Consider the following 26,535-nt stretch of genomic DNA (forward strand, 5'->3'; position numbering starts at 1 on the left):
GCCGAGACGCGCCTCTCGTGGCAGCGTGAAAAAACCCGGCAGTCCGGCGCCAGTGCCAGCGCCGCTGCCAGTTTCCGTTACGTTAGAACGAGTGTTGAATGCCTGCGTACGCGCCGGTCTGGGTACGACCTTGCGTCGGGTTCTCGTTGAACGAGCCGTTGGTCAGGCCACCAGGACCTTCGCTGTTGGCATCGAGACCGAAGTTGGCGGTACTGCTGTTACGCACTTGCGCAACCTGGAAATCGAGCAAGGTACGCTTCGACAGGTTGTACGTGCCGCCCACCGTGTAGATGGTTGCGTTGCCGCCGCCGTTGTTCGTGTTCACGTGGTAGACCGCAGCAATCAGCGCCGCGGCCGCCGTGGCCTGCCACGTCACACCGCCCCATTCCATGTCGGCCGTGCTCGGCGACGTTGGCGAACCGACTGGCGTGACCACGCCACCCGAGGTGCGCTCAGCCGTATAGCTGGCCTGGACCTTGAATTGACCGAGGAACAGGTTTGCACCGACGAAGTATTCACGCGATGCCGTGAACGGATTGTCGAGCTGGCCGTTGAGCGGGTCGCGAATTTCGTCGTAGATACCGCGCACCTGGAACAACGGATTGGTATACGTAACCTGCAGGCCGTCGCTACGGCCGGTTGCCGCACCGGCTACGCCTTCATTCCAGTTGGTGGAGTTGCCGAGGCCATACTGGCCATACGCGTCAAAGCCAGCGATCTTCGGCGACTGGTACGACAGGTTGTTGCTGGTGTGTTCCCAGTTGCGGCCGCGAACCAGCGAGGCCGACGACCAGTTCGACTGGCCGAACGGATCGAAGTCCCAGTCGCCGTTAGCGATCTGCAACTGACGTCCCATCAGGAACGTACCGAACTGGTCGTTCGAAAGTCCGACGTTAGCAATCCGGTCAAACAGAGAGCCCGACAAACCCAGCGAGCCTGTAGCAGTACTAAACGCACCTTCCAACTGAAACACGGCCTTGGTACCGCCACCCAGATCCTCGGAGCCTTTGAGGCCCCACAGACTCGTACCCCAGTCGCCACTCTCCTGCCGCCAACGCGAGGTAGACCCGGTACCGTTGTTGCCCGGCAAGCCGTTTATATACTCGATGCCGGCATCCAGCCGGCCATACAGCGTGACGCTCGTTTGAGCTTGCGCGACCACACCGACCGACATCAACGCGGCGGCAACCAAACTCTTCTTCACCTTCATCCTCTCCTCCATACCGTTTTAAAAGGAATGACCGACTACATGCGGTATTGCCTCGCCGGCAATACCCGAATGGGCATCAACTTATTAGGAGCTTCACGTGGAGGACGGGCACAGAAATTCGTCTCGGCAATTGCGGGCGTGGCGCCTCGCAGCCGGTCTCTTGTCTGCAATCCGCCCAATGGGTGGAGCAAAACTACTTTTAATTGTGTCTCTTTTACTACTTTGGTTACCAGTCTACCAAAACACCTTTCAGGAGGCACAACAATCCAGTCCGGTTTAATCGCATGTCCCCAAACCGCAACACAACCTGATTGAAAGAAACTCGGCACTCCATTTGTCAATCGGATGCCATCGAATTTCACATAACAGGATGCCTCAGCGCTAAAGCGGCAAAATTTTTCACATCGTGGCGATTAGAAATAAAACCGGAAACAGCTGATTATCGAATTCGCTAACAATCGCCGCACGTGCAATATCAATGCGAATTTAATTGCTAATTTAGCAATAGTTATTTTCCTGATCTGATGACATTGAAAACGGGCGCAACGACGCCCGCCTCGCTGCGCCAGCGGGCGCGCGAGGTTCGGGAACTACAGGGACGGGGACGGTGATGCGGACGGTCAGAATGCTTCGGCGGGCATCCGCGGCGAAGTGTGCGGTTGGCTGAGCGACTGGTATCCAGATACCGGGTCGAGCCGGTAACCGTAGTTGTAGATGGGTGTGAGGACGAAGTCGCCGTCGTCGCGCAACTGCAGTTTCGAGCGGATCGCGGAGATGTGAGCCGTCATCGTGCGGGCATTGATGCGCTCGTTGTGCCGCCACACGGCCCCGGCGAGGTAGACGCGTGACACGGGCCTCGCGAGGTTCCTGAAGAGGATCAGGGCCAGCTGGTACTCCTTCTGCGTCAGGGGAACCCGTGTCTCACCCACCAGCACGCCTCGCCCGCGCGTCTCGAAGGCGTAGCGGCCAAACTGGGTGGCAGTGGTGGTGGCGTAGCCATCCCACGTTCCGCTGAGAGTGCTTTTCACTGACGCGACCAACGCTCGCGCGGAGACGGGTTTGACAAGCAGCCCATCCTTTTCGCGGATCATCTGGCTCAGCCGGCGCTCGTCGCTTCCGACCAGCAGCATTCTCCGGTCGGGCCAGAAAATCTCCGCCAGATACAAAACGAGCCGCTTGTCGAGCTTCATTGCGTCGCTATCGACAATTGCCAGATCGGCTTCGAGTACCCATGGACTATCGATCAGCGCATGAGGACTGCCATAGCCGCGACAGTGATAACCGGCATGCCGAAGCATAGTGGTCATCGACCATGGATTATCCGGATCATTCTCGAGTGTGACCAGCTTCATCATTCTTCCCGCTCAATAACTCGCGTAAACAATACTCGCAACTCGCAAACAGCGTGCGCGACGTGGCAGCGTCCTATCTGATTTAGGCACATTCAGCGTGCATGTCAAGGCACCATGATTACCGACAATCCTTTAAAACCGGAATCATTTCGAGTGTTGCAATACTGTTTTGATCGATATCACAGCAATATTGGAAATACCCATCAAGATACAATCGGGTAAGTTTTCGAAAGGGCCTATTCCCGAAACGCCAGCGCGTCACGGTTCAATCCGTCCATCAAGCTCAATGCAGGAACGTACGTGCGCGCAGACCGGAGGCCACCGGTCCCGGAAGCGACGTCAGGGCCCCACCCCACTGCCTGGCGTGTATCTGCGTCACCCCCTATTTCTGTAGTCAGGATTCCGATGGATACGTTGGAAAGCATGCGGATGTTCGTTCGAGTCGTCGAGGCGGGCAGCTTCACCAAAGCGGCGTCGCTCTCCTCTGTGAGCACGCCTCAGATGTCGCGTGCGATCACCGACCTCGAGTCTCGGCTGCACACGCGTCTGCTTCATAGAACAACACGGCATATGTCGCTGACCGAAGCCGGCGAACGCTATCTGCAACACTGCGAGCAGATTCTGGCGCAGGTCGATCTGGCGGAAGCGGAAGCGGCAGGCGCGGGTGGCCAGCCGTCAGGGAAGCTGCGGGTTCACGCAACAACCACATTTGGACAGCACCATCTGGCGCCGCTGATTGCGCGGTATAACCGGCGTTTCCCTGACGTTCTGATCGAACTGGTACTCGCGCAACGTGTGCCCGATATGGTCGACGAAGGTTTCGACGTTTCGGTGGTGGTGGCGCGCAGCTTGGCAGATTCGGCACTGGTGTCGCAACGCATCGGCAGTCTTTATACGATCCTCTGCGCTTCGCCGCGATACCTGGCCAGGCATGGCACTCCCCTGCGCCTCGCGGACCTCAACAAGCACACGTGCCTGCAACTGGTGCTGCCCGATGTTCCGCTCGGACAATGGCATTTCGAAGATGTGGACGATCCTGTGTTTCGTCTCGCGCGGCCGGTGCCGTTCACGGTCAATGTTTCCGAAGCGCTGGCAGAGGCGATTCGCGAGGGGATGGGTATCGGGCCGTTGCCCATCTCGGTCGCGCTTCCCGCGCTACGCGACGGCAGCCTCGTGCGCGTGCTGCCTGAGCATCGTCTGCGCGCCAACAACGTCTACGCGTTGTACGCGTCACGACGCTACCTCGACGCCAAGATCAAAACCCTTGTGGAGTTTTTTCGGGAACAGGTACCGCTCTCGCTGGCTGCGCAGGAAAGCGAGCTGGATGCGTTCGGGCATGGTTTGATTCGCGAACCGCATTCCATCTGAGGCTGTGGTCGGACGAATGCGCTGCGGCGATCGCCACGCTATAGTTTCGTCTGATCAATATTGACGTACATGTCGAATGGATCGCTTCTTTATGCAGCGTGCAAGCGCCGTCGCATATTTAATGGATCGGCGTCGGCGCTGGTTGCAGAAGATTGAGACCACGCCGGGCGGCGATGTTGAATTTGAACGGCAGGAAGTTGAGTTGCTAGCGCAGCTCATTCTCGACGTGCGCGCTGCGCGGGTGAACACTTTTCAGTTCACCCGTCCGCAGGCTGTCGAGATCTACGTTTCGGACAACTAGCGCGAGGGGCGGGCGTTTCGCCTGAAAGGGTCTTAGTTCGCGACCCTGAGGATGCTAGCCGTTTTGTCGCTGTCGACGGTCACCGCCTTCACTTCTGCATGCGCATGCAGCTCATACTCCTCGATCGCCTCTGTCGGTGCAGAGGGAAACCATGAGATTCGTCCCGCGCATTCGATTCCGACCTGGCGATCATGCCAATAGATTGTGTTTTCCATGATCTCACCTCGCTTTCCTTGAAGAGGAGATCGTATTGTGCGCGCGGCCCGGATTAAGTACGTTGTCCGGCGCACATGTGCAAGCGGAATGTGCGGCCAGAACCTCGAATTTGTCCGAAACGAGATGGGGCACTTTATTCGGCTTGGTGGTGCATCGAACAGTCGACACGACATATGAGTAAGATGTCGCCTACAACGTGCGCCGCCGCACTCCATGCATGGGCGGTAAATCCGTTCGGAGCAGAGCGTGTGAAAGAACCGGCGCACGACCTGTGGAAGTATTTAACTAAACGCCCTAGAGCTCAAATACCGCGCATTCATGACAAATCGTATCGAAATGGGTCAGAGCGTAGCCTTCCAGATGTCTCAGTCCCTGGGCGACTCTCTGTTGGCAATGATCGTTGTCAATAACCTGGCGCGAAACGGTCATCGCGTCGTCGTTTTCGGCGACTACATGTACTCCTTGCGCGACTGGTTCCCGGACTTCGAGATTCATCGCACTCCGAAGGATGATGAGGCGTATGCCGCCTACAGTGACTTCGACGTGGTGCTGCACACCTACCCGCGTAACGTGGTTGGGAATACACGTGACTGGCACCGTCGAGTGCTGGTGATGGACGAGTGGCCCATCTTCCGTCAGGTGAAGAGCATGGTCGACATTCACGTTGAGATTTGCGAGAACGAGCTTGGCCTGAAAGACGTCATTCGTGGCAATGGATGTCAGGCACCCCGCCACTTGCGGATGAGGGCTAATCCCGGGCGCGTGGCGATTCACCCAAGCGCAACCTTGAAGGGGAAGATGTGGGTGCCGCGCCGCTTCGTTGCGTTAGCCAGCCAGTTGCGCAGTAGAGGGTTCCAGCCAGAGTTCATCCTGGCCCCGAATGAGCGGGAGGCGTGGCGTCATGTGGAAGCTCGTGGCTTCGGGATGCCGGATTTCCAGTCGTTGAGCGATGTTGCCGCGTACATCTATGAGTCGGGTCGATTTGTGGGCAACGACTCCGGTCTCGCGCACCTGGCATCCAATATAGGGACGCCGGCGGTTTCGCTGATGGTTCGAAACAAGATTGCCAAGCGCTGGCGACCCGATTGGACTGAGAGCAGAGCTGTGCTGCCGTTCCCGATTTTGCCTGGGAAAATCGCGAAGGATAAACTCTGGAAATATTTTTTGCCGGTGTCTCGCGTCGTGAAGGCGTTTTCGGAATTGCAGGAGGCGGCGGAGCGGGGTTGAGGGCGTTGTTATGCGTGATGGGGGGCGACCCTGCATGGCTGGATCGCCCCCGTACAAGGAAGTTAATATATTGCCGCGGTTATTTCTTCAGCGCGGAATTCAGCAGACGGAATCCCGGTGAATTTTCAGCGTAGTAATAGATATCGAACTGCTGGCAGCTTAGTTTCTTTGTGTACGCCCCAAGCGGCGCCACATCTTCGGCGTAGATGAAGTTCGGCGCCCGTTGACCGTTCGATTTATCTACTATCACTCCGTTGAAAAATAAATTGAAATATGGGGAGCTATTGTTCATCCATCTCATACGGCCAAGGCCTGCGAGCTGCAACACTCGACTACCAGAAGTGGAATATAAATCAAGTGCCCTGACAGTCCAGAATCCACCGACGGCGTTGAACGGCTGCTGACTCATATAATGATTATAGCAATCAACAGACTCTGAATCTGAATAGCTAGCTGCCTCGGCACTAGACAGTCGCGAAGGCACATACGAGACAAACGCAATCAAGACAAAAACGAAAAAGAACGCGAGCGTCTTTTCGCGGGAAAAACCTTTCCATACATAAAACAAGGGGATTAAGCCCAATGCTGGGATAAACACCAACGGAACAAAATAACGCGTGTACGAATTCCCACTAGCGATTGTTCCAAATATCGTAGATAGCGGGCAAATCACAGCAAAAAACGCCACGATAAGAGCAATTGTGCTCAAAGTGTTGTCGTCATGAAAAAAAGTCCGCCGTCCCTTCGCACACAGGACTATCACCACCCCTACGGAAATCAAGAACACTCCGGCCATGACGCTATATTCGAGCAGGCTCAGGCCATTCCTTGCGATTTCCACTACGACACTCCAGCAATCCATGATGCTGGCGGTAATTTTCCCAAAATCGATATAGCCCGCGACGGCGTTTCCTACCAGATCGCGGCATAGGTGACGAAATATCTGACCAGCAATCAGGCCAAACAATTGAAGCACAATGGCCACCACCAGCTGACGAAATGGGAGTCGCCGGATAGCCCACACCAGGAAAACCGTTGCAAGGAAAGGCAGAGAAAACTGAAGTAACAGCAACGGGTCCGAAAAATAAGTCAGCCCGGTGACCACCACGATGGAGCCTCCGAGCAGTCCATTCACCCGGCCGCTGGCATTGGCGTTGCTCCGCTTTATAAGTTCAATATGCAAGTAAAGTAAAAGCAACGACGCAAGAATCACACCGTAGTAGTAGGTTGTGATCAGAAAAACCGAGGCAATGGTTCGTCGATTTACCTCAGGCTGTACCTCGCAGAGCATATAAAAAACCGCGAGACACAATCCGGATATGGCGAAAGCCTCGCTTCTACCTGTGTCTTTTAGAATCGACTTCGCTATAAGAAAATATAGCGCAAACAAGGTAACCAGATTAAGAAAAGCATTGAACAAAAACGTATACTTGGTAACAGGCACCAGAATACTGCTCACTGCGTAGAACAACCCTTCCGGAAACAAGAACAACTGGGAGGATAAGATCCAATGAAAACTTTCCCCAGCGCGGACAGATTTTGCAATGAGAGCCAGCGTTAGCGAATCGCCATTATAAAGAAGCAAACTTGCCCATGGTGTCAAATACAGATGTGCCAGAGCAATGCTAGCAATCAGCAATACGATTACAAATAATCCGAGAATACGAGCGTATCGCACAGCAGAAGATGAAGTCCTGCTGCTTTCGCGTATATCAACGGCCATTTTTTCCGAGCCTTATTTTCACAACCAGAAACAGACTGTCAATGATCGTTCTAGCCGGCATCTTTGAATTACCATGTTGCCGGTCATGAAACACGATTGGTACTTGAGCAATTTTCCGGCTTTTCACTGCAGCCCGATGCTTCAGGTCAATCAGAAAGCCATACCCGGCGCTGTAGAGCGAATCGAAATCAATCTGTGTCAGCAGCTTTGTGCTGTACATATTGAACCCACCGGTATAGTCGGTGAGTTCCCGACCCAGGATGGTTTTCGCATAAAAATTACCGCCCCGGCTCAATACTTTTCTGTACCAGCTCCAGTCCGGTGTCGCGCCACCGTCAATATAACGGGTAGCGGTCACAAAATCAGCGCCATCCCTTGCCGCAAGTATAAATTGATCTATATATTCGGGATTGTGGGAAAGATCAGCATCCATCTGCAAAACATAGTCTGGCGCATCTTCTAGATTCATCATTGCCTTGAATCCATAAATATATGCCTTGCCCAAACCTTCTTTTTTCTCCCGAACCATGACGGTCACGGAATAATTGTCCGATTTCAGTCGCTGACCGACCTCCCTTCCGAGCACTGCCGTGCCGTCGGGCGAAGAATCATCGAGCACGACAACGTTAAAGCTTACGTCGCGGAATCTGTCGCTTACTTTTCTAAGTGCTTCGAGCAATATTCCGATGTTCCCCGATTCATTGTACGTGGGGACCAAGACGGTAATTTTCATAGAGATTTTCCATATTTCATCTCCCGATTCCCTCTCACCATCGAAAAAACAACCCAGTTCGCCGGCACTCGCAATCAATTTCTGACTCTTTTATGAAAAATCCATTTATCGTTCAAGATAAAATTGAAGCCACTTGCGACAAATATTGCGCACAGATTTGCGATCAGATAATGAGCGCCAATTTCGATCAGGAAATTTGTCAGGAAAAACTGTACGCCAATGCCGAGCCATGAAGCCATGGCATATCGGAGAAACTCAGTGAAAATGTTTGCCTCGACAGTTTCATGCTTCCGGTCACGCCATGTCCAGTGACGGTTCCAGATGAAATTGTTCAGTATGGAAACCAGAATCGCGACTGTCAAAGCCAGATTCAATCGCAGGTCCACGCCATGGAAATTGCTGGTTACTTCCCTGAACAACCATTCTTTCCCAACGAACAGCATGCAAATATTGACGGGAATACCCGAAACACCTACCAGGCCAAATTTGACAAACCTATGATTAATTACTTTCTTTGGTAAATGTAAATAGCCGCTCATCTCGATTTCCATGTCTAACCGCATGTTCGCCGCCCACGCGGCTTATCGCAATGGCGACAATCCTACGCTGACATTGGAATCTCCAACCTCATTTCCCGCGCCAGCTCAGTATGAGGCCGGACGGCATCACGGCAACTTCAAAGCAATTTTCGGTAATGCTGACGATGCGACGACAGGCGGAAGCACGGGGAATAAAGCGGAGGGCACTCAAGTGTTCGAACTGCTTAACACCTGGAGCGCTGTGGCCGGAACCTATGCTGCCTTTCGGATCTGCGCGAACCGCAGCCGCCGATTCGCATGTTTTACCGATTTGCCGTAGAACAGCCCGGCAAAGCAGCGGCCATTGTACTCAATTCTCCCACCCGCGACGACCTTGGCAGGTAGCGGCGCTTGCGAGCAAATGGAATCTGCGGCTTTATAGCAGCTAAGGTTTTGACGCTCAGAAACAGTCGAACACGACTTCGACCATCTCATCCGTCACACCCCATACGCTATCGGTATGGACAGTGACTACGTGAAGCTGGGCGTTTCGCGCATTGCAGTAGGCTGCCGCATGCTTCAATCCAGCGCTTTTGACATGGGACCACGAGGTGAAAGAGTTGCGCGCGCGACTCGTCAGGCTCAGGTGGCCGTCCTGCCGTGAGCCCACGGTCGAAACGGTCGTGCATGCTGCAAGCAGGGTGATCCCCGCAGCCGCTGCGCCTTGCTTCACGGTTCCCCGCCAGATAGCGGCGGAGGGGACCGTGAATTGCAAACGGAAGAAGGAATTGGACATAAGTGCTGAAGAGAGGACCAAGGCAGCGTGATTCTATCCGCACAGACGGTCGGACATGTGTCAATTCAAAATACCATGAGTTCGGTCCTCAGTCGAAACATCGATTGCGAAACGTCGATGCAAAGCGTGACAAATTTGCACTTAGGCAGTCTGGAGAGCAGCACTGCCGTGCAGTTGTCCCGAATAACTCTCGCTCACGCCAGACGGCATCGCAGCAAAGCCCGCGCTTGGCGCTGCCGACGTGTCATCTTCAAGCCTGAACACCGCCACCGCCTCTCTCAACACAGCCGCCTGTTCTTCCAGCGACTTCGCTGCAGCAGCGGCCTCTTCGACCAGTGCCGCGTTGTGTTGCGTGACCTCGTCGATCTGGGTAATCGCCTTGTTAACCTGCGCGATACCCTCGCTCTGTTCGAGCGCTGCCGCTTCGATCTCACCCATGATGCCGGTCACGCGCTCCACCGACTGCATCGCTTCACGCATCGTCTTGCCCGCTTCGGCTACCAGTGAAGCGCCCTGTTCGACCTTCGCGGCCGACTCGCCGATCAGCTCCTTGATCTCCTTCGCTGCCGTGCCTGAGCGCTGAGCGAGGCTGCGCACCTCGGACGCCACTACGGCAAACCCCCGCCCCTGTTCGCCCGCTCGCGCGGCCTCGACCGCCGCGTTCAGCGCGAGAATGTTGGTCTGGAAAGCGATACCTTCGATCATGCCGATAATCTCAGCCACCTTGCGCGATGAGGTGGTGATGCCGTCCATCGTCTCCGTCACGCGGCCCACTACGGTGCCGCCGCGCGTCACTGTCTCCAGAGCGCCATGAGCAAGCCGATTAGCCTGCTGCGCGTTGTCGGCGTTTTGCTTCACCGTCGCCGACAGCTCCTCCATGCTGGCCGCCGTCTCCTCAAGCGCGGCCGCCTGCTGCTCGGTCCGGCTCGACAGATCAGCGTTACCTGAAGCGATTTCCTTGGCTCCCTGAGTAATCGCGCCCGTGCTGCCGCGCACCTTCGATACGGTGTCGACCAGGCCATCGCGCATCTGCGTCAGGGCAGCGAGCAACTGGCCCATCTCATTGCGCGACTTCACCTTCACTGCAATCGTCAGATCGCCGGCGGCAATGCGCTGGAAATGCCGAATGGTCTGATTAACGGGCTTGATCACGGCGGCCGAAAGACCGACGCGCGCCATCACGCCAATCACGATCGAAACCACACCGATCGCTGCGAACAACAGCGTCGAGATGCGAAAACGCGAAGCAGCCGTTTCGGCCTGAAGTCGCTGGTTATCGGCTTCCAGCTGTTCGAGCGAATCAATCGCTTTCGAATAGGTGGCGTAGAAACCGTTGGCCGTTTCGCCCTGGATGTTGCGGAAGGTATTGAAGTCGTTGTCCGCGAGCGCCTTGAATTCCGGTTCGATTGCCTGATCGACCAGGGCGGCGCGTGCCGTCGCCACGGTGTGCGCGAGCCGCTCCTCGTCTGCGCTGCCGAAGGGACCGTCCGCATAGGCATGGAAGTCGTTATTCGATTCGACCAGCACCTTGTGCGCAGCCGGCAACAGATCGTCCGTGCTCTTGCCGACACTAAACAAGGTCTCGTAAGTGCCCAGCGCGAGGCGTGCCTGGAGCAGTTTCGCAGAGCTCTCGTTCAGATGCGTCAGCGCTGCCGAATTGCGCTGCACATCCTGCAGGCCATTGCTCGCGAGCTTGAGCGCGCCGTAACCGACTCCAATCACAGTCAGCAAGAACGCGACAAACACGCCGATGACCAGCGTCAATCCGCCCCGAATGGTGATGTTATTTAGCATTGTTTCTCCGTATCGTCCTGGTCCTGCGGCGCATGACCTGGGCTCCCTCACACTTCGCCGCCTCTGGGTTAACGGACGAGCGGACCCCGTGCTAGATAGGGGGAATCCATGACAGGCGGGGGTTTGCCGGGAGCGACGGAGTCAGTATGTGGGACTGACGGAGGCTGTCGTTACCGCTGGGTGACTTTCCACAGAATGGAGAACGTCGTCTCCCCCATGGTCAGATAGCCGGTCGCCATGCAGTTATCAGAGCGTGGATCACACAAGAGGGTCAGTTTTTGCTTATTGGTGAAATCGAGGTTGACCGGCGGATCAACCTCTGTGTGTTGCGGTGCCGGTACGTTGTAGACAAAGGGATAGCTCTGTCGCGGTGTTTTCGAGTGATCACCAAGAACGACCAGCGTGCCGCTATGCGCAGGGGCGGGGTCGAAATGCAACTCGGCCGTATCGGCCATTTGGGTGACACCGGTCATTACCACGGGATGCGAATAACCATCGGCCATGGCAACGCAAGCTACAAAAAGCAGAATGAAAGCAACGTGAAACTTCCCAAACATAGGGCGCACTCTGTCAGACGAACAAGCCGAAAGTATGACTGAACGGCCAATTCTTTTCAGTGGCGATGCGGTAGTCCTACGGCCGCCGTCGACTGGACCTGATGAGACCACTGGCCGTGGCCGCTGATTGAACTGTAGTCCGTCCCGGCGCGCTTTTCGAGGCCCGCACATTTCGTTTGTATAATTCGGCGTCTTCGCTCAGGCTCACTTTCATGCTTAGTTTCGCGCTCGGGTTTCTCGTCTCACTGCTGGTCACCCTGTTGATCGTGCGCTACGCGCATTTGCATGAAAAATTCTCCACCGATACCGACCTCTCCGGCGTGCAGAAATTTCACGCCAGCCCAGTGCCGCGGATCGGCGGAACGGGCATTCTGATCGGACTGGTGGTGTCGGCCTTGCAGTTGCACTACTCCTACCCCGCCGTCTCCGGAGGCATTCTGGGTCTCGTGGCGTGCGGTCTGCCGGCATTCGGGTCGGGGCTCGTCGAAGACCTGACCAAGAAGGTTTCGCCGCTCGTGCGGCTCATTTGCACGATGGCCGCAGCGGCCCTCGCCTACTTCCTGCTGAATATTGCCGTTACGCGAATCAGCGTGCCGCCGCTCGATTTTCTGCTCTCCTACGCAGTCATTTCGTGTGGGGTGACGGTGCTCGCGGTAGCGGCACTTGCGAACGCGGTGAATATCATCGACGGCTTCAACGGACTGGCGTCGATGGTCGCGTTCATGATGTTCGCATCGCTCGCGTATGTGGCGTTCGAGGTATCGGACCCGGTCGTGCTGTCCGCGTCGCTCATCATGATGGGCGCGGTGATGGGCTTTTTCATCTGGAATTTCCCGGCCGGTCTGATCTTTCTCGGGGACGGGGGGGCGTATTTCATCGGCTTCATGCTCGCCGAACTCTCGATCATGCTGGTGATGCGCAACCGCGACGTCTCGGCGTGGTACCCGGTTCTGCTGTTCATGTACCCGATCTTCGAGACGTGCTTTTCGATCTACCGGAAGAAGTTTATTCGCGGCATGTCACCGGGAATTCCCGACGGCGTGCATCTCCACATGCTGGTGTACAAGCGGTTGATGCGCTGGGCCGTTGGGGTACGGACTGCACGCGAATTGACGCGGCGCAATTCGCTGACCTCGCCCTACCTCTGGCTGCTATGTCTGGTGGCTGTGGTTCCGGCCACGTTGTTCTGGCGGCACACACTGCACCTGTTCTGCTTTGTGATGGTCTTCGCAGCAACTTACGTGTGGTTGTACGTGAGCATCGTGCGGTTCAAGTCGCCGCGGTGGCTGGTGGTCCGGAGAGGCCGCAAATAACAAAAAGGAGCACTGGGCGCCTTTTTTGCCTCTCGCGCAGTACCTGCGGGCCCGCGTAATTCCAATCCTTCACAGCGCGGCGCGAACATCCGTCACCGCCGGAACACTTTGCAGCGGCGGCGCGAGGTTCGGCTGATACTCAGGCACCCAGCGCCGCAGATCGCGGCGCACTTCGTCGTCTGCCGGCACGCGGTGCTGCATCAGCCACGGCAGCAGTTCGTCCAGCAGGTTGTCGGGCACGCCGCGCGCCTGCGCGATCCGCAACTTGGTATGCGGGGTACGCGTGGTCGTTTCGTCGTCCGCCAGCAATTCTTCGTACAGCTTCTCGCCCGGCCGCAGACCCGTAAAGACGATGCGGATGTGCTCCTCACTGAAGCCGTATAACCGAATAAGGTCGCGGGCAAGATCCACGATCTTCACTGGCTCGCCCATGTCGAGAATAAAAATCTCGCCGCCGCGTCCCATGCTCGACGCCTGCAACACAAGTTGCGAAGCCTCGGGAATAGTCATGAAGAAACGCGTGATCTCAGGGTGAGTCACGGTGACCGGACCACCCTTCGCGATCTGCTGCTGGAACTTCGGAATCACGCTGCCGGCGCTGCCGAGCACATTGCCAAAACGCACCGTCTCGAACTGCGTCCGCGAACTTGTTTGCTGCAAGGCCTGACACGCCATCTCCGCCAGCCGTTTGCTCGCACCCATGACGTTGGTCGGGTTGACCGCCTTATCGGTCGAGATCAACACGAAGTGCCTGACGTCATGACGGATCGCCGCGCGCGCCACACGGTAGGTACCGAGGACGTTGTTGCGCACTGCCTGCCATGCGTTCTGCTCTTCCATCAGCGGCACATGCTTGTAGGCCGCGGCGTGAAAGACGATATGCGGCGTATACCGCGACAGCACGTGATCGAGCAGCAGCGAATCTTTCGCATCGCCGATCACCGGCACCACGGACAAGCCAGGGAAGCGGTCGTGCAACTCTTCGGTGAGCTTGTACATCGCGAACTCGGACAAATCGTAGGCGATGAGTTGAGCCGGCTCGAAGCGCAGAATCTGACGGCACAGTTCCGAGCCGATCGAACCGCCCGCTCCGGTCACCATCACCACGCGATTGCGGAGCAGTGCCTCCACGTGCGGCGTATCGATCTTCACCGGATCGCGACCCAGCAAGTCTTCAAGGTCGATCTGGCGCACGCGCGACAGGAACGCCTGCCCCTGCGTCAGCGTGGTCAACGCCGGCAACACCATTGCGCGCACGCCCGCACGCACGCAGAGCGTTGCGACGCGACGCTGCGCTTCGACTGAAGCCGAAGGGATGGCGATGATCGCGTATTCGGTCTTGAGCGATTCGGCGAGCTGCGGCAATTCGCTAATCGGGCCTAAGACCTTGTAGCCATAAATTTCGCGGCCATGCTTAGACACATCGTCGTCGAGCAGCCCAACGAGCCGCCACTCGCTCGAGCGTGAGAGTTCACGAGCGAGGCTCGCGCCTGCGGAACCTGCGCCCAGAACCACGACCGGCTTACCCTGCGCAACCAGGCCACCGTAAAGATAAAACTCTTTGGTCGCCCGATAGAGCGCGCGCGAGCCGCCCATGGCAAGGAAAAGAAACAGCGGCGAAACCACCAGCACGGAGCGCGGAACGATTGGAATGGGCTGAACCATCACCGACACGACCATCGCGACTACTGCGCCGGTTGCGACCGACTTCGCAATCCGGATGAGGTCCGGCAGGCTAGCGAACACCCACATGCCCCGGTATAGGCCAAAAATCCGGAACATCACGCCGTAGACCGGTAGCACCCAGACCAGTGAATGCAATGCGCCCGCCCGGAAATCCACCGGGACGGAACCGTTGAAACGGATGACGTACGCGACGAGCCACGCCGCGCAGACCGCACACAGGTCGAATAGAAATGCGCTGAGAGATAGCAGCGAGGCCTTGTTTCTTAGCATCAGCGTTATACCTCAGTTGATTGTTCAGACAGTGTTGATTGAAAACGACGCCAGCGCAAATCGACCGCCGCGCCCATCAGGCTCAGAACGACGATCCATGCCGCGACCACGCACCATTGAACAGCCGCAGAACGGCCAAGTATGCTTAAAGCAATCATTATGCCTGTGGCCATCACCGCATACCATAAGCTGGCGGTTCCAGCGTGACCCACGCCCGAGCGCACCATGCGTTGATAGTAGTGCTCCCGGTGCGCTTGCCAAAACTTTTCGCCACGCAAAAGGCGGCGGGCGAGCGTGATCGAGGCGTCGGTGATGAACGGCGCAAACACCATGAAAGGGAGCCAGATAGGCCAGGCACCGCCCAGCCAGCCCCAATACCCTAACGCGCCGGCCAGAAAGCCCAGCGAGATCGAGCCTGCATCGCCGAGAAAAATTCGCGCCGGGTGGAAATTGAACAACAGAAAGCCCAGCGCCGCGCCAGCGACCGCGGCGCACGCCATTGCCAGTTCGGGCATCGAATGGCCGCCGATGAGCGCGGCCACGGCGTAACCGCCGAAGCCGAATAGCGCCATGCCACCGGCCAAACCGTCCGCGCCATCCATAAAATTGTAAAGATTGACCAGCCAGAGCATCAAAAACGACAGGACGGCGAGCACCCACCATGGCACCGGCGCAGGATTGAGCACGACGAACCCCACCACCGCGATCACATGCGCGGCAAATCTAACCCGGGCGGGTAGTCCACGGCGGTCGTCGATCTGCGAAACCGCCGCCAAGAAAGCCGCCGCCACGGCTGCGCTCCACAGGCTCGGCGCCATGAGCAACGTTGCTATCACCGATACCGGCACCATCCCCCAGCCACCCACTCGCGGCGTGGGGCGAACGTGCAGCGAACGGTCGTTCGGGATGTCAGTGGCGAGACGCCATGCCAGACCGGTCTTCAACAACGCGAGGAGAATCGCCGCACAAACGACCGCGGCTGCCGCTGCGACCACGCCGACACCTGTCCAAAGTGAATTTCCAAAAACTTGCATGAGCATGGACGACCTCAACGCGTCGATCGATACCAACGGGCCGTCGCAGCCAGACCGTCTTCGGTGGAATACGGAGGTTGCCAACCCAGAACGGAGCGGATCCGGCCTGAATCGACCTGCAGACTGCCAACGAGGCGCTCGACCTGCGGCAAGCGGTGCGTCAGCCGTCCTGCCAATCGCAGCCAACTCGTCGGCACCGGCACGAGCCGCGCAGGCCTCTCCAAATGCCTGCCCAACGAGCGCGCCAGTCCAGCGACCGTCGGGTCGTCACCATCCGCGACGTGGAAGCATTGACGCGCAGCACGCGGATCGGTCGCACAACGCGCCAGCGCGTCCGCGAGGTTGTCGACATACACCAGGCTGCGCCTTGCGCGAACTGAGCCAAGGGGCAGCGGCATACGCTTCCAGACGGCATCCATCAGGCGCAGGAAGTTGGCACGCACGTCCGGGCCATAGACCAGCGGCGGCCGCACAATCACGATGTCGAGCCCGGTTTCCTCGCCGAAGCGCAGCAGAGCCTGTTCGGCGGCGTACTTCGAACGGCCATAGGCGTCTTGCGGAGCGGGCAGATCGTCTTCGCGCAGCGGTCGCCCCAAATCGCCCTCGGCTAAGGCCTTGATGCTGCTAACGAAAACAAAGCGCCGGACACCGTTGTGCAAGGCCGCCTCGGCGATCCGCAACGTACCGTCGACGTTGGTAGCGTGGAAGGCCGCATCGGGGTCCACGGCATCGTCATTGAGGACGTGCACGCGCGCTGCCAGATGCACTACGCTCTCGGGTCGCAGGCCTCGCGGCCAATCGGTCTTCACGTCCTCGAAATCCTTCCCGGCGCTCACCCACTCGTGCACGCCATCAGGACAACCGCCTGCCTGCCGCACAAGGCCTGTGACTGCGTGTCCGCCGTCAACGAGCGCACGGCACAGCGCCCGCCCGACAAAACCATTTGCGCCGGTTACGAGGATCTGGCTCATAGCCACTTCCAGCCGAAGCGGCTAAAGAACTTGTACGCCGACGCCATAAACATCTTGATATGGGCCGAACCTTTGCGCGCGGCGCCGCCGCCATGGTGCAGTACGCGCACAGCCGGTGCGTAGACGACGCGAGCTACGTCATGCGCCCGCAGGCTCAGGTCGTAGTCCTCGAAGTACAGGAAATAGCGCGCGTCGAAACCCGCCAGTTGCTTGAGCACGCCAGTGCGGAACAACATGAAACAGCCACTCACGATTGGCGGGTCCCAGACAATGTCGCGTTCGTTGATCACATCGCGCATTTCGTAACGGGCAAGACGGCGCGTGAACAGACGGCGCACGCTGCCCGGCAGAAAGCCCCGTACGAAGAGGTCGAGCAAGGTCGGGTAGCGGCGACACAAAAACTGCTGATGGCCCTGTTCGTCGCCGATCCATGGCGTCAAAAGGCCGACCTCGGGGTTGGCTTCGAAAAAGTCGACTGCGCGCAGCAGTGCGTCGCGGTCCAGATCGATGTCCGGGTTGAGCACGAGGTGATAACGGCTAGCCGTACGCTCGATAGCCAGATTGTGGCCGCGACCGTAGCCGACATTGCCATGACCGCTGAGAATGGACGTCTCGATGCGATGTGTTTTCAGTGCGTCGAGCTCGCGTTGGACGTCCGGCAAGCCACCGTTATCGACGATATACAGCGTAACCGGCAGACCGGGACGTACGGCCCGCAGTGCTTCACAGGCGGCGCCAAGGCTCGCGAGCGTACTCGTTAATTGGGCCAGCTCCGGCCGATAGACGACAACGGAGACGGACAGCCCTTCAGTTTCTGGACGCGGCGCGCTTGTAGCATTCATGTAAGTGAGAACTGCGTGTCTTATGGACGACACTTCGTTGTGTGGCCGCAACAACCCCGGAGTGTGCGCAATGTTGTGCAGTTCGGCAACCCGATTTTCCTTTTGTTACTGCGCACGAAGCCACCATCAAGCCCCAGTTATTTTGCCTCAATTCAGGCTGCAGACTGCAAAATAAATGGACTTACACGTGTAAGGTCGTGAAGGATTTCTTGCCGCCCCAAGGCCGGATGTGGCCCACCCTGCGGCTTGGTCTTCCTGGCTGCGACTCAACGGGTACCGTGCTCTCCAGGCATCTCACCGGCCTCACCTGTTGCAAACAGGACATCAAGCCGCTTACGCATCGCCTCCCCCACGGCAGCGGGGTTGTACCTGTGCAACACATACTCGCGGGCTCTCTCTCCGCGTTGTTTGCCTTCCACCGGATTTGCTACTGCTTGTCGCATGATTTCTACAGCGGCATCCTGATCGGGTTCAGCCCAGTACTGGCCACGAGACCAGGGATATTCGTGCGCCTCCAGCGGACGCAGGTTGAATGGAACCGGATAGCCCGTTTCATCTGTCAGGAAGTCGGCGCTGCCTGAGTAACCGGTTCCGATAACAATGCGCCCAAAGGTCATCGCCTCGGCCATTCCAAGGCCAAAACCTTCGGCACGGTGTAACGATACGTAGGAGTCTGAAGCGCGTATCAAGCCGAGCACTTCCTCGCGGGGCATGTTTCGATCGAAGCTCACAATGCGGGGATCACGGGCCATCGCCTCTGCGATCACGGCCTTCATGTCGGGATAGTGATCGGGCGCCCCGGTCGACTTGATCACCAGGCCAACGTTTTCGTCGCCGCGCGGAAACGCTCGCTGGAAGGCCTCAAGCACACCGAGCGGGTTTTTCCGAAAAGGCGAGGAGTAGTAATCGAAGCTGAACATGAAGTAAAAGCGTCCCTCCTCCAGTCCGAAGTACGCTCGCCCTGGATGCTCTCCGCCCGTATCCTCCATGGCCGGAGGCATGATGACGATCGGGCCGGCGAAAATATGTGCGAATGCATCGGCGATGAACTGGTTGGGCGCCCAGATCTCGTCGATGTTGGCCAGGTGTTCCCGCCATTCCTTCGGCGCCTTGGCGAGTTCCCAATACGTGCAGAGGATGTTGTATGACTGTGCCGTCAATTCCCGGCGGAGCGTCTTGAACACCTCGGGCACGAAGTCCGGAGCCACCTGAATTACGTTGACCTTGTAGGGATGGTCCTTGTCATAGCGATGCTGCATGTACGGCGCGATCAACCGCGTCTCGATGCCTTTCTGAAACGGATAGACAGCAAACGGGAAGCCAGCCACCTCGGCCCCGTCCAGGTTTGCCCTGAATGCCTGGCCCAGGCCTAGTGCGCCTTCAGCGTAGCCGATGAACAGCGCCCCCGGGCGTAGCCCCTGCGCTGCTAGCGCGGTGGCAAGGCGCGACTTGCTCGGACGCAGTTTTCTCAATGGCGCGATGCGTATTATCTTGCGCTTGAGCCACTGCATTCGCGACTGAACATAGGGGCCGACGAACTGGCTCCAGGAGGCGCTGATCGCATGCCTCAATCCTTGACGCTTTCGCTGCTCGGCGAAAAAACGGCGCAACGTATCGAGCCGTCGGACAACGCGTGCCAAGGTACCCTCCTGGCTGATTGAGCCAACCGTACTCGCGGCGCGATGAACGGTTAGCAGAGGAGATGAAATTGAGGCGCCGCCTCTCTCAAGTGCGGCGCGTCGTGGGGAGAGTTACGTATGAGCCAATGCTGCAGGCTGCTGCCCTTCTGGGAGCCACGTCTTGTACCATCGATTGCCGAAGATCACATCGCACAACTGGCGGTAACTGCTGTCCCACGTAAGCGATGCCGGAAAGTCGGCGCGCGGGACAAAACCGTCTGTCACCCAGTTGCGAATCGCGACCGCGAGATCCTGTGGATCGTCGCCCGAGAAATAACGTATCCGGTCGCCAACCATTTCCCGAAACACGGGTAGATCGCGGGCAAGCACCGGAACACCTGCATGTAGGGCCTCGGCGATCGGCAGGCCAAACCCCTCGTGCCGGGACGCCATCACGAGACCCGAGCTTGCACCATAAAGCGCTCGCAACCCGGCGTCGCCGCACCCGCGCAGCCAATGCAGACGTTTGCCCAATTCGGGCGAGCGCTGAAGCTGGCGGGCAAACGCCTCCATATTCCAACCCTGATTGCCGACAATGATCAGGCCGATATCCTCGCCATCTGCCCACAGGCGCTCGAACGCCTCAAGGGCCTGCAGATGACCCTTACGCGGCTCGACAGTGCCGACCATGATGACGGTAGGCCGCTTTCGCGCACTCTCGATAGCCGCGAGCGTCTCCGGCGAAATGCTGTCGTCCAGACTTCGACCTGGGAAATCCGCGCCAAGGTGAACGGCGCCGATTGGCAGAGGACGGTCCCGCCGCTTCGGTTCCTCGCCAAGCCACGCGCTCACGTCATCGGCTACCGCCTGCGAAATGCACACGGCGGCGTCGGCGATGCCGAGCATCCGGCCATACCATTCGGCGACCAGTTTGGCGACATGGGCTGGAAACAGTTCGGGGTAACGCAACGGCAACAGGTCATAGACAAGCACCACGACTTGCAGGCCATCCAGTCGCAGCCGACGCAGTTCTTCGAACTCCCCGGGCGTTATGTTGAGATTGACGTCCGCACATAGCAGGACATCTCCCGGGCGGACGTCGAGCGGCCGCTCCGGAAGGTTGACCGGCTCATGCCCGAGGATGGCGAGCGGCGCAGCATAGGTGTGCCGGAACCGTCCGCCCAGTGCGCGCACGGCCCCCCCTTGCCGGCCCTGCGGCGGTGTTTCGAGCGTTCGACGGACGATCTCGCGCACCACCCGCTGGATACCCGTACCGAGGTCGACACGCGCCAGATCCGATACGTCGACAAGCAGACGTGGGTGTCCGCCACCCCGCCACGGCGACGGGAAGCTTCGCGCGATGGCGCGTGCCGTCAAACCCAGGCCATCCGGCAAACTCGCTGCGGCCTCCATTTCGGATTGCATGTCTCTTGCGATGACAGCCGCCTGGGGTGCCGCATACGCTCTTTCGATCGCATCGAAGTAAGCTTGAGCGATGACCGGTGGCGCAAGCTCGCGCTTGGCATAGGCACGTCCGGCCGCGCCGAGTGCCGTCCGCCGGGCGGGATCGCGCATCAATGCGGCCAGCGCCTCCGCGAGGTCGGACGAATCGGCATCTTCCGGCAGACCCACAATAACTTCCGCAGGCAACTCCGCTGCCGAACCATGACGATTGACGATCAGTGGAAGGCCCGCAATCAGCGCGTCGGCAACCGCTCCCGAGCTTTCCCCGCGCGAACCGATCCGCCACTGCACCGCCACGTCAGCCGCTGCGAGCCACGCATCGTAAAGACTCGCAGACAATCGGCCCGTGCAGACGATCCCGGCTTGTTCGTCAGTCACCACCTTGCTCTGAACATCGCCTACCGCCTCGCCAGCAAAAACCAGCTGGCCGGCGAGTCCCGCCTGTCGCCAGGCATCGGCAAGCAGTTCCGGACACTTGAGTTGCGTAACATACCCAAAACTGCACACCACGAACTCGTCGTCGCTCAAGCCGAGGGTCGATCTCGCAGTCTTCCTGTCAGGTCGCGAGCGATCGGCCCGCAAATGCGGAATCACAGAGATGTCGCTCGTAGCCTCAGTGCCGAAATGTTCCGACAGCACCGCAACGCCATGACGCGAATGCTGAATCACCCCCACGGCACTTTCGAGCACCGATAACGAGCAAGGGTAACGTTGCAGCGTCGCGTCCCTCCCACGCTCGGCGTCGAAACGCAACGCGGGGTAGCCGTGCGATTGCAACAGCGCGGCCCGGAAGCCGTCGCGTTGATCGTGCGTACGCGGCAACCAGTTCAGATAGTCCGACAAAAAAGCATCGTGCAGCACCACCATTCCAGGAACCCGAGGCAGCAGGTCTTCCATCTGGAAACGGTGAAAGCTCGAATTGCCGATCTGGTACAAGACGCGGTCAAACTGGCCCGCCTCAAGTAGAAATTCCTTTGGGCTCAATCGTTCGAATGCCCACAGGCGCACATCGGTAGTCTCACTTTCGCCGACGAGCGTAATGTCGTAATGGCGCGCGAGCGAGGTCAGCAAATCGGCGCTGTAGTCGGCGATGCCACTGGTCTGCGGCGGCATAGGCGAGACATAGGCGAGGCGTGGCCGCTTCGACAGCAAACCGTGAACGCGGGTTTTACCCTGCTCGGTCCGCTGCCGGTGAATGGATTCAAGCGCGTCCCACGCACGAGATGCAGAGGCTTGCCATGTGAAACGACTCGCCTGCACCGGACCGTATGCCGCCAGCTCGTCGCGAAACGCCGGGTTCTCGAGGACTTTGCGCATGCACGACGCAATGGCATCCGGATCTTCCGGATCGAATGTCGCGTCTTCGCGCCCGATCACTTCCGGCAAGCTCGTGACGTTGCTGGCAATGGCCGGCGCGCCACAAGCCATTGCCTCAGCGAGCGGCAAGCCGAATCCTTCATGGCGCGACGGACACACGAACAGGCCGCAAATCGAATACAGCGCACGCAGATCGTCTTCCGCCACGAAAGGCACATAGACCAGCCGGTCAGCCGGTACGCCTACGTCACGGGCTGCCTGGTAGAGTTTTTCCCGATCCCGTCTGCCGGCGACGAGCAATTGATGACGGGCCTGCAGTTCGGCAGGCAAGCGCGCATAGGCGGCGAGAAGTCCCGCCTCGTTTTTGTTGGGACTATCCGCGGAGAGAAACATGACGAATCCGTCCTGCAGACCGTATTGCTCCAGCAATGCGGCCCGCTCCCCGGTCGACAATGTTGCAGGGTGGAACTCGGGTCCAATGCCCGCGCGGATATTGAAGATCCGCTCCGGTGGGAATGCCAGGTGATCCAACGCCTCGCCGCGGCTGGATTCGGAAATGGCGAGCAGCCCTTCGCAGAGAGACATCTCCTGAAGAGCCCGGTAATACCAGCGCGCATAGGGCGGTGCCGAAGTCGACTCACCGAATACGTCCGTGTGATGCAATACCGGAATGAGGTCGTAGCAGGTCGCGACGACCGGTAGAGCGTGTAAATGCCGAGGCTGAACATTGATCACATCGTCGGCCCAGCCATCAAAGAGACTGGACACATGAACGAGATCGGGCTGCAGCGAGGCGAGAAATTGGGCGCGCAGCGTTTCGGCAAAAGGGCGGCGCGCGGAATCGTGAAATATCGGCGCTGTGTCGCGTGGCGGATGCCAGACGCGAATATGGCTACGCGGAAGAATCCTCGAAAACTTCTCGGCGAGATCTTCCGCCGTATCGATGAACGTACCTGTGAGCGCGATGATGACCTCATGCCCACGGGCCTCGCGGGCCATCGCCAGAGCAAGCTCACGCGAATAACGACCAATACCGCGTACGCTACTGTCCCCTTGGGCAGCCTGTAAATCGATGACAAGACGCATGCTGTCAACCTGGAAAATTCGATGAGCTGTGTTCGGATGGCATTGCCATTGTCAAATCAATCCTTCGTACCGTGCGCCGAGCGCCCTGCGATGAATTGACGGCATAAGCGAAGTTCCTCTTCGCTCAAGACGATAGCGAATTGCGAAAGCGCGTCGTCAAGGCGCGGTTGAGACAAATCGAGTGGCTTTTCGACTGGCGCCGCGCCACCGCGACGGCCGGCTGATCCCGTCCGTCGCTCAGCCGCCCCTTGCTCGTATGCGTGATAGCGACGTGCCAGCCATTGTGCCGGCCGGGGGGCAACAGAATTGACCAGACGCATACCGCGTCCAGCACCCGGCAGCCGCAAAAAAAACCGTGCACCCATGAGAAAGACGCGGCGCGCGAGTTCTTTGGCATTGAGCCGACGAAGCACCGCCCGAGGACCGCGCGACGCTAGCCGACGCAACACCGCCCATGGACCCAGCGACACTAGCCGATGTGAAGCGCGCAACGGAGCCGTCACTCGCCAGGACGCACTATTGAGCATTTGCGCCACCCTTTCTTCAGCTTGTGCCGCGACGCGACGCGCTTCGTCAGTGCGTCGCCCCTGCTCGGCCAGCGCGGTATCGGTCCGCCGAACTGTTTGGGTCAAAGTGCGGGACAGCTGTTGCATTTCCTGCTGTATGGCGACTGTCCGCTGGGCCGCCGCGTCGGCCTGCCGAACCGTCTCGGCGGCCTGTTCCTGCGCCTGATGCAGAGCGTGTTCCGCATGCTCCGCGCGCCGCAACAGGTTAGCGGCGAGTTCGAATCCATCAAAGGTGTTGGGCGGAGTCAGAAAATATTTCCCCAATTCCTCTTTCATTTCGTTCGCCAGATAGAACCGGTTGAGTCCGTCGAACCAGACGAAGCTATAACCCTGACTGGTCAGGATCGGCTCCCAACCTGCCCAGGACTCTTCCTGAGACAACGGCAGCGTCGCCTCCACCAATACGATCCAAGGCCGGAACTGGCTGAAATCCGCGCCGGCCAATACGTCGCCCTCACCGCCCTCCACGTCGACCTTCAGAAAATGTATCGGGCCATCCGCGCGATAACGCCGACAAATTTCGGCCAGTGGCAATAGGTCAATAGGCTCCTCCACGACAGCCCATCCATCGGCTCGATGTTTGGCGGCAGTCGCGGCGTCAAAAGTGGACAGTCCGGAGCCGTCGATACGATGGAAAGTCAGCGACGCCGCTTCGCGACCTGCAGCGATACGTAGATTGATGTCGTGAGGCCGTGCCTCACATAGCGACGCGAAATACGCTCCCTGTGGCTCCAGATTGATTCCATGCCACCCGTGTTCGTAGAAGAGCCGCGTGATCGACAGGTCGCTCGGATCGGCAGCGCCGACATCGATATAGAAACCATTACTCACATGCTGGAGCGCGCGCCATAGCAAGATGTCTTCCTGGTTCTGTGCGAAGGAAACAAGCGTCATGAAAGATCAGGCCAGAATATTGGTTGGGTCATTGGATACACCTCCCGGTGCGGTCATTGGAGCAGCGCGGTTGCGCACGCGGCTCAGCAAGCGCTCGCTCGCCTCCAGCACGTGAGCGGGCGTGACGGCATGCAGGCATGGCACGCCCCACCGGCATTCACCAGGCTCCTTCAGCCCGCACGGCTGGCACGGTGTCCAACCGCCAATCGCCACGGCATTGATGCCAGCGGGACGCCAGACCTCCATGCGATCCTGGCCCGACAAGACAACCACCGTCGGTACGTCGAGCGCGGCGCAGAGGTGAGACATCCCGGTATCGTTGCTGACGCAGAGCGACGCGCCCACGACGAGTTGCGGGAGTTCCGCGAGCGAGCGGCCCATCATCAACTGCACTCGCCCCTCGGGCAGCAATGTCGAGAGACGCTCGGCATTCTGTTGCTCAGCCTTCCCCCCGAGGATGACAATGTCGAAATCATGGCGCTCGATGAGCGCGTGACCGACTTCCGCGTAATGCTCAACCGGCCAGTTGCGGATCGCCGTGCCGGCACCAATGGAAAGCAATGCGAACTGTCTTGTCGATGCCGGCCGCGGCGAAGAATCCGCGAGGCAAGCCCGGATGGGATGTGGTTGCGGCGTGCCGAAGGCCGCGACGACCGTTGCCGCCAGCATTTGTAGACGCAATTCGGCCTGAAGCGAGCGGGCCCTAAGTTCACCGGTCCCGATTGCCTGGGAGTACGGGACAATCAGGTCCAAGTGCGGAAGACCAGGCTCGATCGGAGCGGGAAATCCGGCTCGATATCTTGTCCGCATCCGATAGAGAACCGGCGTCGTGTCGTCGCCGTATCGCAGATCGACGGCCAGGTCGTAGCTATCCGGCAAAGACGCGGCCACCGCATCTTGCAGTTGCCGGATGCGCTCTGGCGAACGATCCCACTCACGCATGAGTGCAGGAAAGAAATCGAACGGAACTATGCTGTCGACCAGTCCCGATTGCCGCGCCCAGTCTGCAGCCCACCCGGCGCAGACGAGAGTAATGTGTGCATCGGGAAAACCCTCGCGCAACAGACGCATTGCTCGCATGCCGAGAATGAAGTCGCCGATATGGTCAAGCTTAAGAACGGCAAGACGGCGGATCGGTGCGGGACGCGTGTCCGCACCGGGTACGTCCATCACGGTGCCGCCGAGCCAAACGAGCTCAGGCACTGGCGCCGGCATCTCGACTGCCGACTGCGCCCTGCCTCGCACGAACTGTACAAGTGGTAGATAAAGCTTTCGCGCCCAGCGTTCACGACGTGAGGCCGGGGGCGCCAGCTTTCGCCGCAGCCCTCCCAATCGGGTGATAAATCGAGCCATATTTAGATCTGTTCCGACACAAGCCTATGCTTTTATCTTACGGGCAAAGAAATATACCTGTCAGATTTTCGTGAGGCATCGCGCTCGACGCATCCATTGAAGTTCAGCAAGGCACATGCCATGGAATTTCGAGCATAGCATGCCTCGCAAATCCATAAAGGACTTGGCCACGGGCATCAAACGATTCTCCACCGCCTGCCTCGACAATGGTCGACGATGCACAACAGCTTCGCTGCATAACGGGAGAATCGAATTAACATTTTTCTCACATTCCCAAAACAGCGGGAATGTCGAGCATGAACGATTCGCAGATTACGTAGGAAGA

At 58.5% G+C, this 26,535-nt stretch carries 22 protein-coding genes; 5 read left to right on the forward strand and 17 right to left on the reverse strand.

Annotated elements, in window-relative coordinates; all coding sequences use genetic code 11:
- Nucleotides 1-82: 82 nt before the first annotated feature.
- Both BUS06_RS18960 and BUS06_RS18965 read right to left on the reverse strand, forming a co-directional pair.
- Nucleotides 83-1,204: a porin gene (locus BUS06_RS18960; RefSeq protein ID WP_074266191.1), complete on the reverse strand. Its 1,122-nt coding sequence runs from the start codon at nucleotides 1,202-1,204 to the stop codon at nucleotides 83-85.
- 626 nt (nucleotides 1,205-1,830) lie between these two features.
- Complete coding sequence (locus BUS06_RS18965; protein ID WP_074265647.1) at nucleotides 1,831-2,565, reverse strand: winged helix-turn-helix domain-containing protein; 735 nt, start codon at nucleotides 2,563-2,565, stop codon at nucleotides 1,831-1,833.
- Nucleotides 2,566-2,967: 402 nt separating this feature from the next.
- On the opposite strand from BUS06_RS18965, the gene BUS06_RS18970 reads away from it, so the two are divergent.
- Together BUS06_RS18970 and BUS06_RS18975 are read left to right on the forward strand one after the other, a co-directional pair.
- Nucleotides 2,968-3,930: a LysR family transcriptional regulator gene (locus BUS06_RS18970; RefSeq protein WP_074265648.1), complete on the forward strand. Its 963-nt coding sequence runs from the start codon at nucleotides 2,968-2,970 to the stop codon at nucleotides 3,928-3,930.
- A gap of 76 nt (nucleotides 3,931-4,006) precedes the next feature.
- On the forward strand, nucleotides 4,007-4,231 hold the full coding sequence (locus tag BUS06_RS18975; RefSeq protein WP_143787552.1) for a hypothetical protein: 225 nt from the start codon (nucleotides 4,007-4,009) through the stop codon (nucleotides 4,229-4,231).
- 32 nt (nucleotides 4,232-4,263) lie between these two features.
- On the opposite strand, the gene BUS06_RS18980 is transcribed toward BUS06_RS18975, so the two are convergent.
- On the reverse strand, nucleotides 4,264-4,446 hold the full coding sequence (locus BUS06_RS18980) for a hypothetical protein (RefSeq protein ID WP_074265650.1): 183 nt from the start codon (nucleotides 4,444-4,446) through the stop codon (nucleotides 4,264-4,266).
- Between the two features lie 319 nt (nucleotides 4,447-4,765).
- On the opposite strand from BUS06_RS18980, the gene BUS06_RS18985 reads away from it, so the two are divergent.
- The gene (locus BUS06_RS18985; RefSeq protein ID WP_074265651.1) at nucleotides 4,766-5,674 is read left to right on the forward strand and encodes a glycosyltransferase family 9 protein; all 909 of its coding nucleotides are present in this window, start codon (nucleotides 4,766-4,768) and stop codon (nucleotides 5,672-5,674) included.
- Nucleotides 5,675-5,753: 79 nt separating this feature from the next.
- Here the strand turns inward: BUS06_RS18985 and BUS06_RS18990 are convergent, their stop codons facing one another.
- The 3 genes from BUS06_RS18990 to BUS06_RS19000 all read right to left on the reverse strand — a co-directional run bounded on the left by BUS06_RS18990 (nucleotide 5,754) and on the right by BUS06_RS19000 (nucleotide 8,681).
- On the reverse strand, nucleotides 5,754-7,397 hold the full coding sequence (locus tag BUS06_RS18990) for a hypothetical protein (protein WP_074265652.1): 1,644 nt from the start codon (nucleotides 7,395-7,397) through the stop codon (nucleotides 5,754-5,756).
- Nucleotides 7,387-8,130, reverse strand: a complete 744-nt coding sequence (locus tag BUS06_RS18995) for a polyprenol monophosphomannose synthase (RefSeq protein WP_074265653.1) — start codon at nucleotides 8,128-8,130, stop codon at nucleotides 7,387-7,389. The genes BUS06_RS18990 and BUS06_RS18995 overlap by 11 nt, the downstream gene beginning before the upstream one ends.
- 74 nt (nucleotides 8,131-8,204) lie before the next feature.
- Nucleotides 8,205-8,681, reverse strand: a complete 477-nt coding sequence (locus BUS06_RS19000; RefSeq protein ID WP_167379397.1) for a GtrA family protein — start codon at nucleotides 8,679-8,681, stop codon at nucleotides 8,205-8,207.
- On the opposite strand from BUS06_RS19000, the gene BUS06_RS19005 reads away from it, so the two are divergent.
- Complete coding sequence (locus tag BUS06_RS19005; RefSeq protein WP_143787553.1) at nucleotides 8,680-8,988, forward strand: hypothetical protein; 309 nt, start codon at nucleotides 8,680-8,682, stop codon at nucleotides 8,986-8,988. The genes BUS06_RS19000 and BUS06_RS19005 overlap by 2 nt on opposite strands.
- 120 nt (nucleotides 8,989-9,108) lie before the next feature.
- On the opposite strand, the gene BUS06_RS19010 is transcribed toward BUS06_RS19005, so the two are convergent.
- The 3 genes from BUS06_RS19010 to BUS06_RS19020 form a co-directional block, all read right to left on the reverse strand.
- Nucleotides 9,109-9,381 carry a hypothetical protein gene (locus BUS06_RS19010; protein WP_074265656.1) on the reverse strand — a complete coding sequence of 91 codons (273 nt, stop codon included), beginning with the start codon at nucleotides 9,379-9,381 and terminating at the stop codon, nucleotides 9,109-9,111.
- A 204-nt stretch (nucleotides 9,382-9,585) separates the two neighbouring features.
- On the reverse strand, nucleotides 9,586-11,238 hold the full coding sequence (locus BUS06_RS19015; protein ID WP_074265657.1) for a methyl-accepting chemotaxis protein: 1,653 nt from the start codon (nucleotides 11,236-11,238) through the stop codon (nucleotides 9,586-9,588).
- 170 nt (nucleotides 11,239-11,408) lie between these two features.
- Complete coding sequence (locus BUS06_RS19020; protein WP_074265658.1) at nucleotides 11,409-11,795, reverse strand: hypothetical protein; 387 nt, start codon at nucleotides 11,793-11,795, stop codon at nucleotides 11,409-11,411.
- A 212-nt stretch (nucleotides 11,796-12,007) separates the two neighbouring features.
- Here BUS06_RS19020 and BUS06_RS19025 point away from each other — a divergent pair, with 212 nt between their 5' ends.
- Nucleotides 12,008-13,108 (forward strand): MraY family glycosyltransferase, encoded by a 1,101-nt coding sequence (locus BUS06_RS19025; RefSeq protein WP_074265659.1) that lies wholly within the window; start codon nucleotides 12,008-12,010, stop codon nucleotides 13,106-13,108.
- A gap of 69 nt (nucleotides 13,109-13,177) precedes the next feature.
- On the opposite strand, the gene BUS06_RS19030 is transcribed toward BUS06_RS19025, so the two are convergent.
- The 8 genes from BUS06_RS19030 to BUS06_RS19065 form a co-directional block, all read right to left on the reverse strand.
- Nucleotides 13,178-15,064: a polysaccharide biosynthesis protein gene (locus BUS06_RS19030; protein ID WP_074265660.1), complete on the reverse strand. Its 1,887-nt coding sequence runs from the start codon at nucleotides 15,062-15,064 to the stop codon at nucleotides 13,178-13,180.
- 5 nt (nucleotides 15,065-15,069) lie between these two features.
- Complete coding sequence (locus BUS06_RS19035; RefSeq protein WP_074265661.1) at nucleotides 15,070-16,104, reverse strand: MraY family glycosyltransferase; 1,035 nt, start codon at nucleotides 16,102-16,104, stop codon at nucleotides 15,070-15,072.
- Nucleotides 16,105-16,112: 8 nt separating this feature from the next.
- Nucleotides 16,113-17,069 (reverse strand): UDP-glucose 4-epimerase family protein, encoded by a 957-nt coding sequence (locus BUS06_RS19040; protein ID WP_074265662.1) that lies wholly within the window; start codon nucleotides 17,067-17,069, stop codon nucleotides 16,113-16,115.
- A complete protein-coding gene (locus BUS06_RS19045) occupies nucleotides 17,066-17,911 on the reverse strand; it encodes a glycosyltransferase family 2 protein (protein ID WP_074265663.1) in 846 nt (281 codons plus the stop codon). The genes BUS06_RS19040 and BUS06_RS19045 overlap by 4 nt, the downstream gene beginning before the upstream one ends.
- A 266-nt stretch (nucleotides 17,912-18,177) precedes the next feature.
- A complete protein-coding gene (locus BUS06_RS19050) occupies nucleotides 18,178-19,551 on the reverse strand; it encodes a glycosyltransferase (RefSeq protein ID WP_143787554.1) in 1,374 nt (457 codons plus the stop codon).
- 111 nt (nucleotides 19,552-19,662) lie between these two features.
- Entirely contained in the window at nucleotides 19,663-23,397 is a 3,735-nt protein-coding gene (locus tag BUS06_RS19055; protein ID WP_074265665.1) for a glycosyltransferase, read from the reverse strand.
- A gap of 56 nt (nucleotides 23,398-23,453) precedes the next feature.
- On the reverse strand, nucleotides 23,454-24,857 hold the full coding sequence (locus BUS06_RS19060; protein ID WP_074265666.1) for an FkbM family methyltransferase: 1,404 nt from the start codon (nucleotides 24,855-24,857) through the stop codon (nucleotides 23,454-23,456).
- 6 nt (nucleotides 24,858-24,863) lie between these two features.
- Nucleotides 24,864-26,060 (reverse strand): glycosyltransferase family 9 protein, encoded by a 1,197-nt coding sequence (locus BUS06_RS19065; protein ID WP_167379398.1) that lies wholly within the window; start codon nucleotides 26,058-26,060, stop codon nucleotides 24,864-24,866.
- Nucleotides 26,061-26,535: the final 475 nt, after the last annotated feature.

Source organism: Paraburkholderia phenazinium (assembly GCF_900141745.1).
In the GTDB taxonomy this organism is placed as follows: domain Bacteria; phylum Pseudomonadota; class Gammaproteobacteria; order Burkholderiales; family Burkholderiaceae; genus Paraburkholderia; species Paraburkholderia phenazinium_B.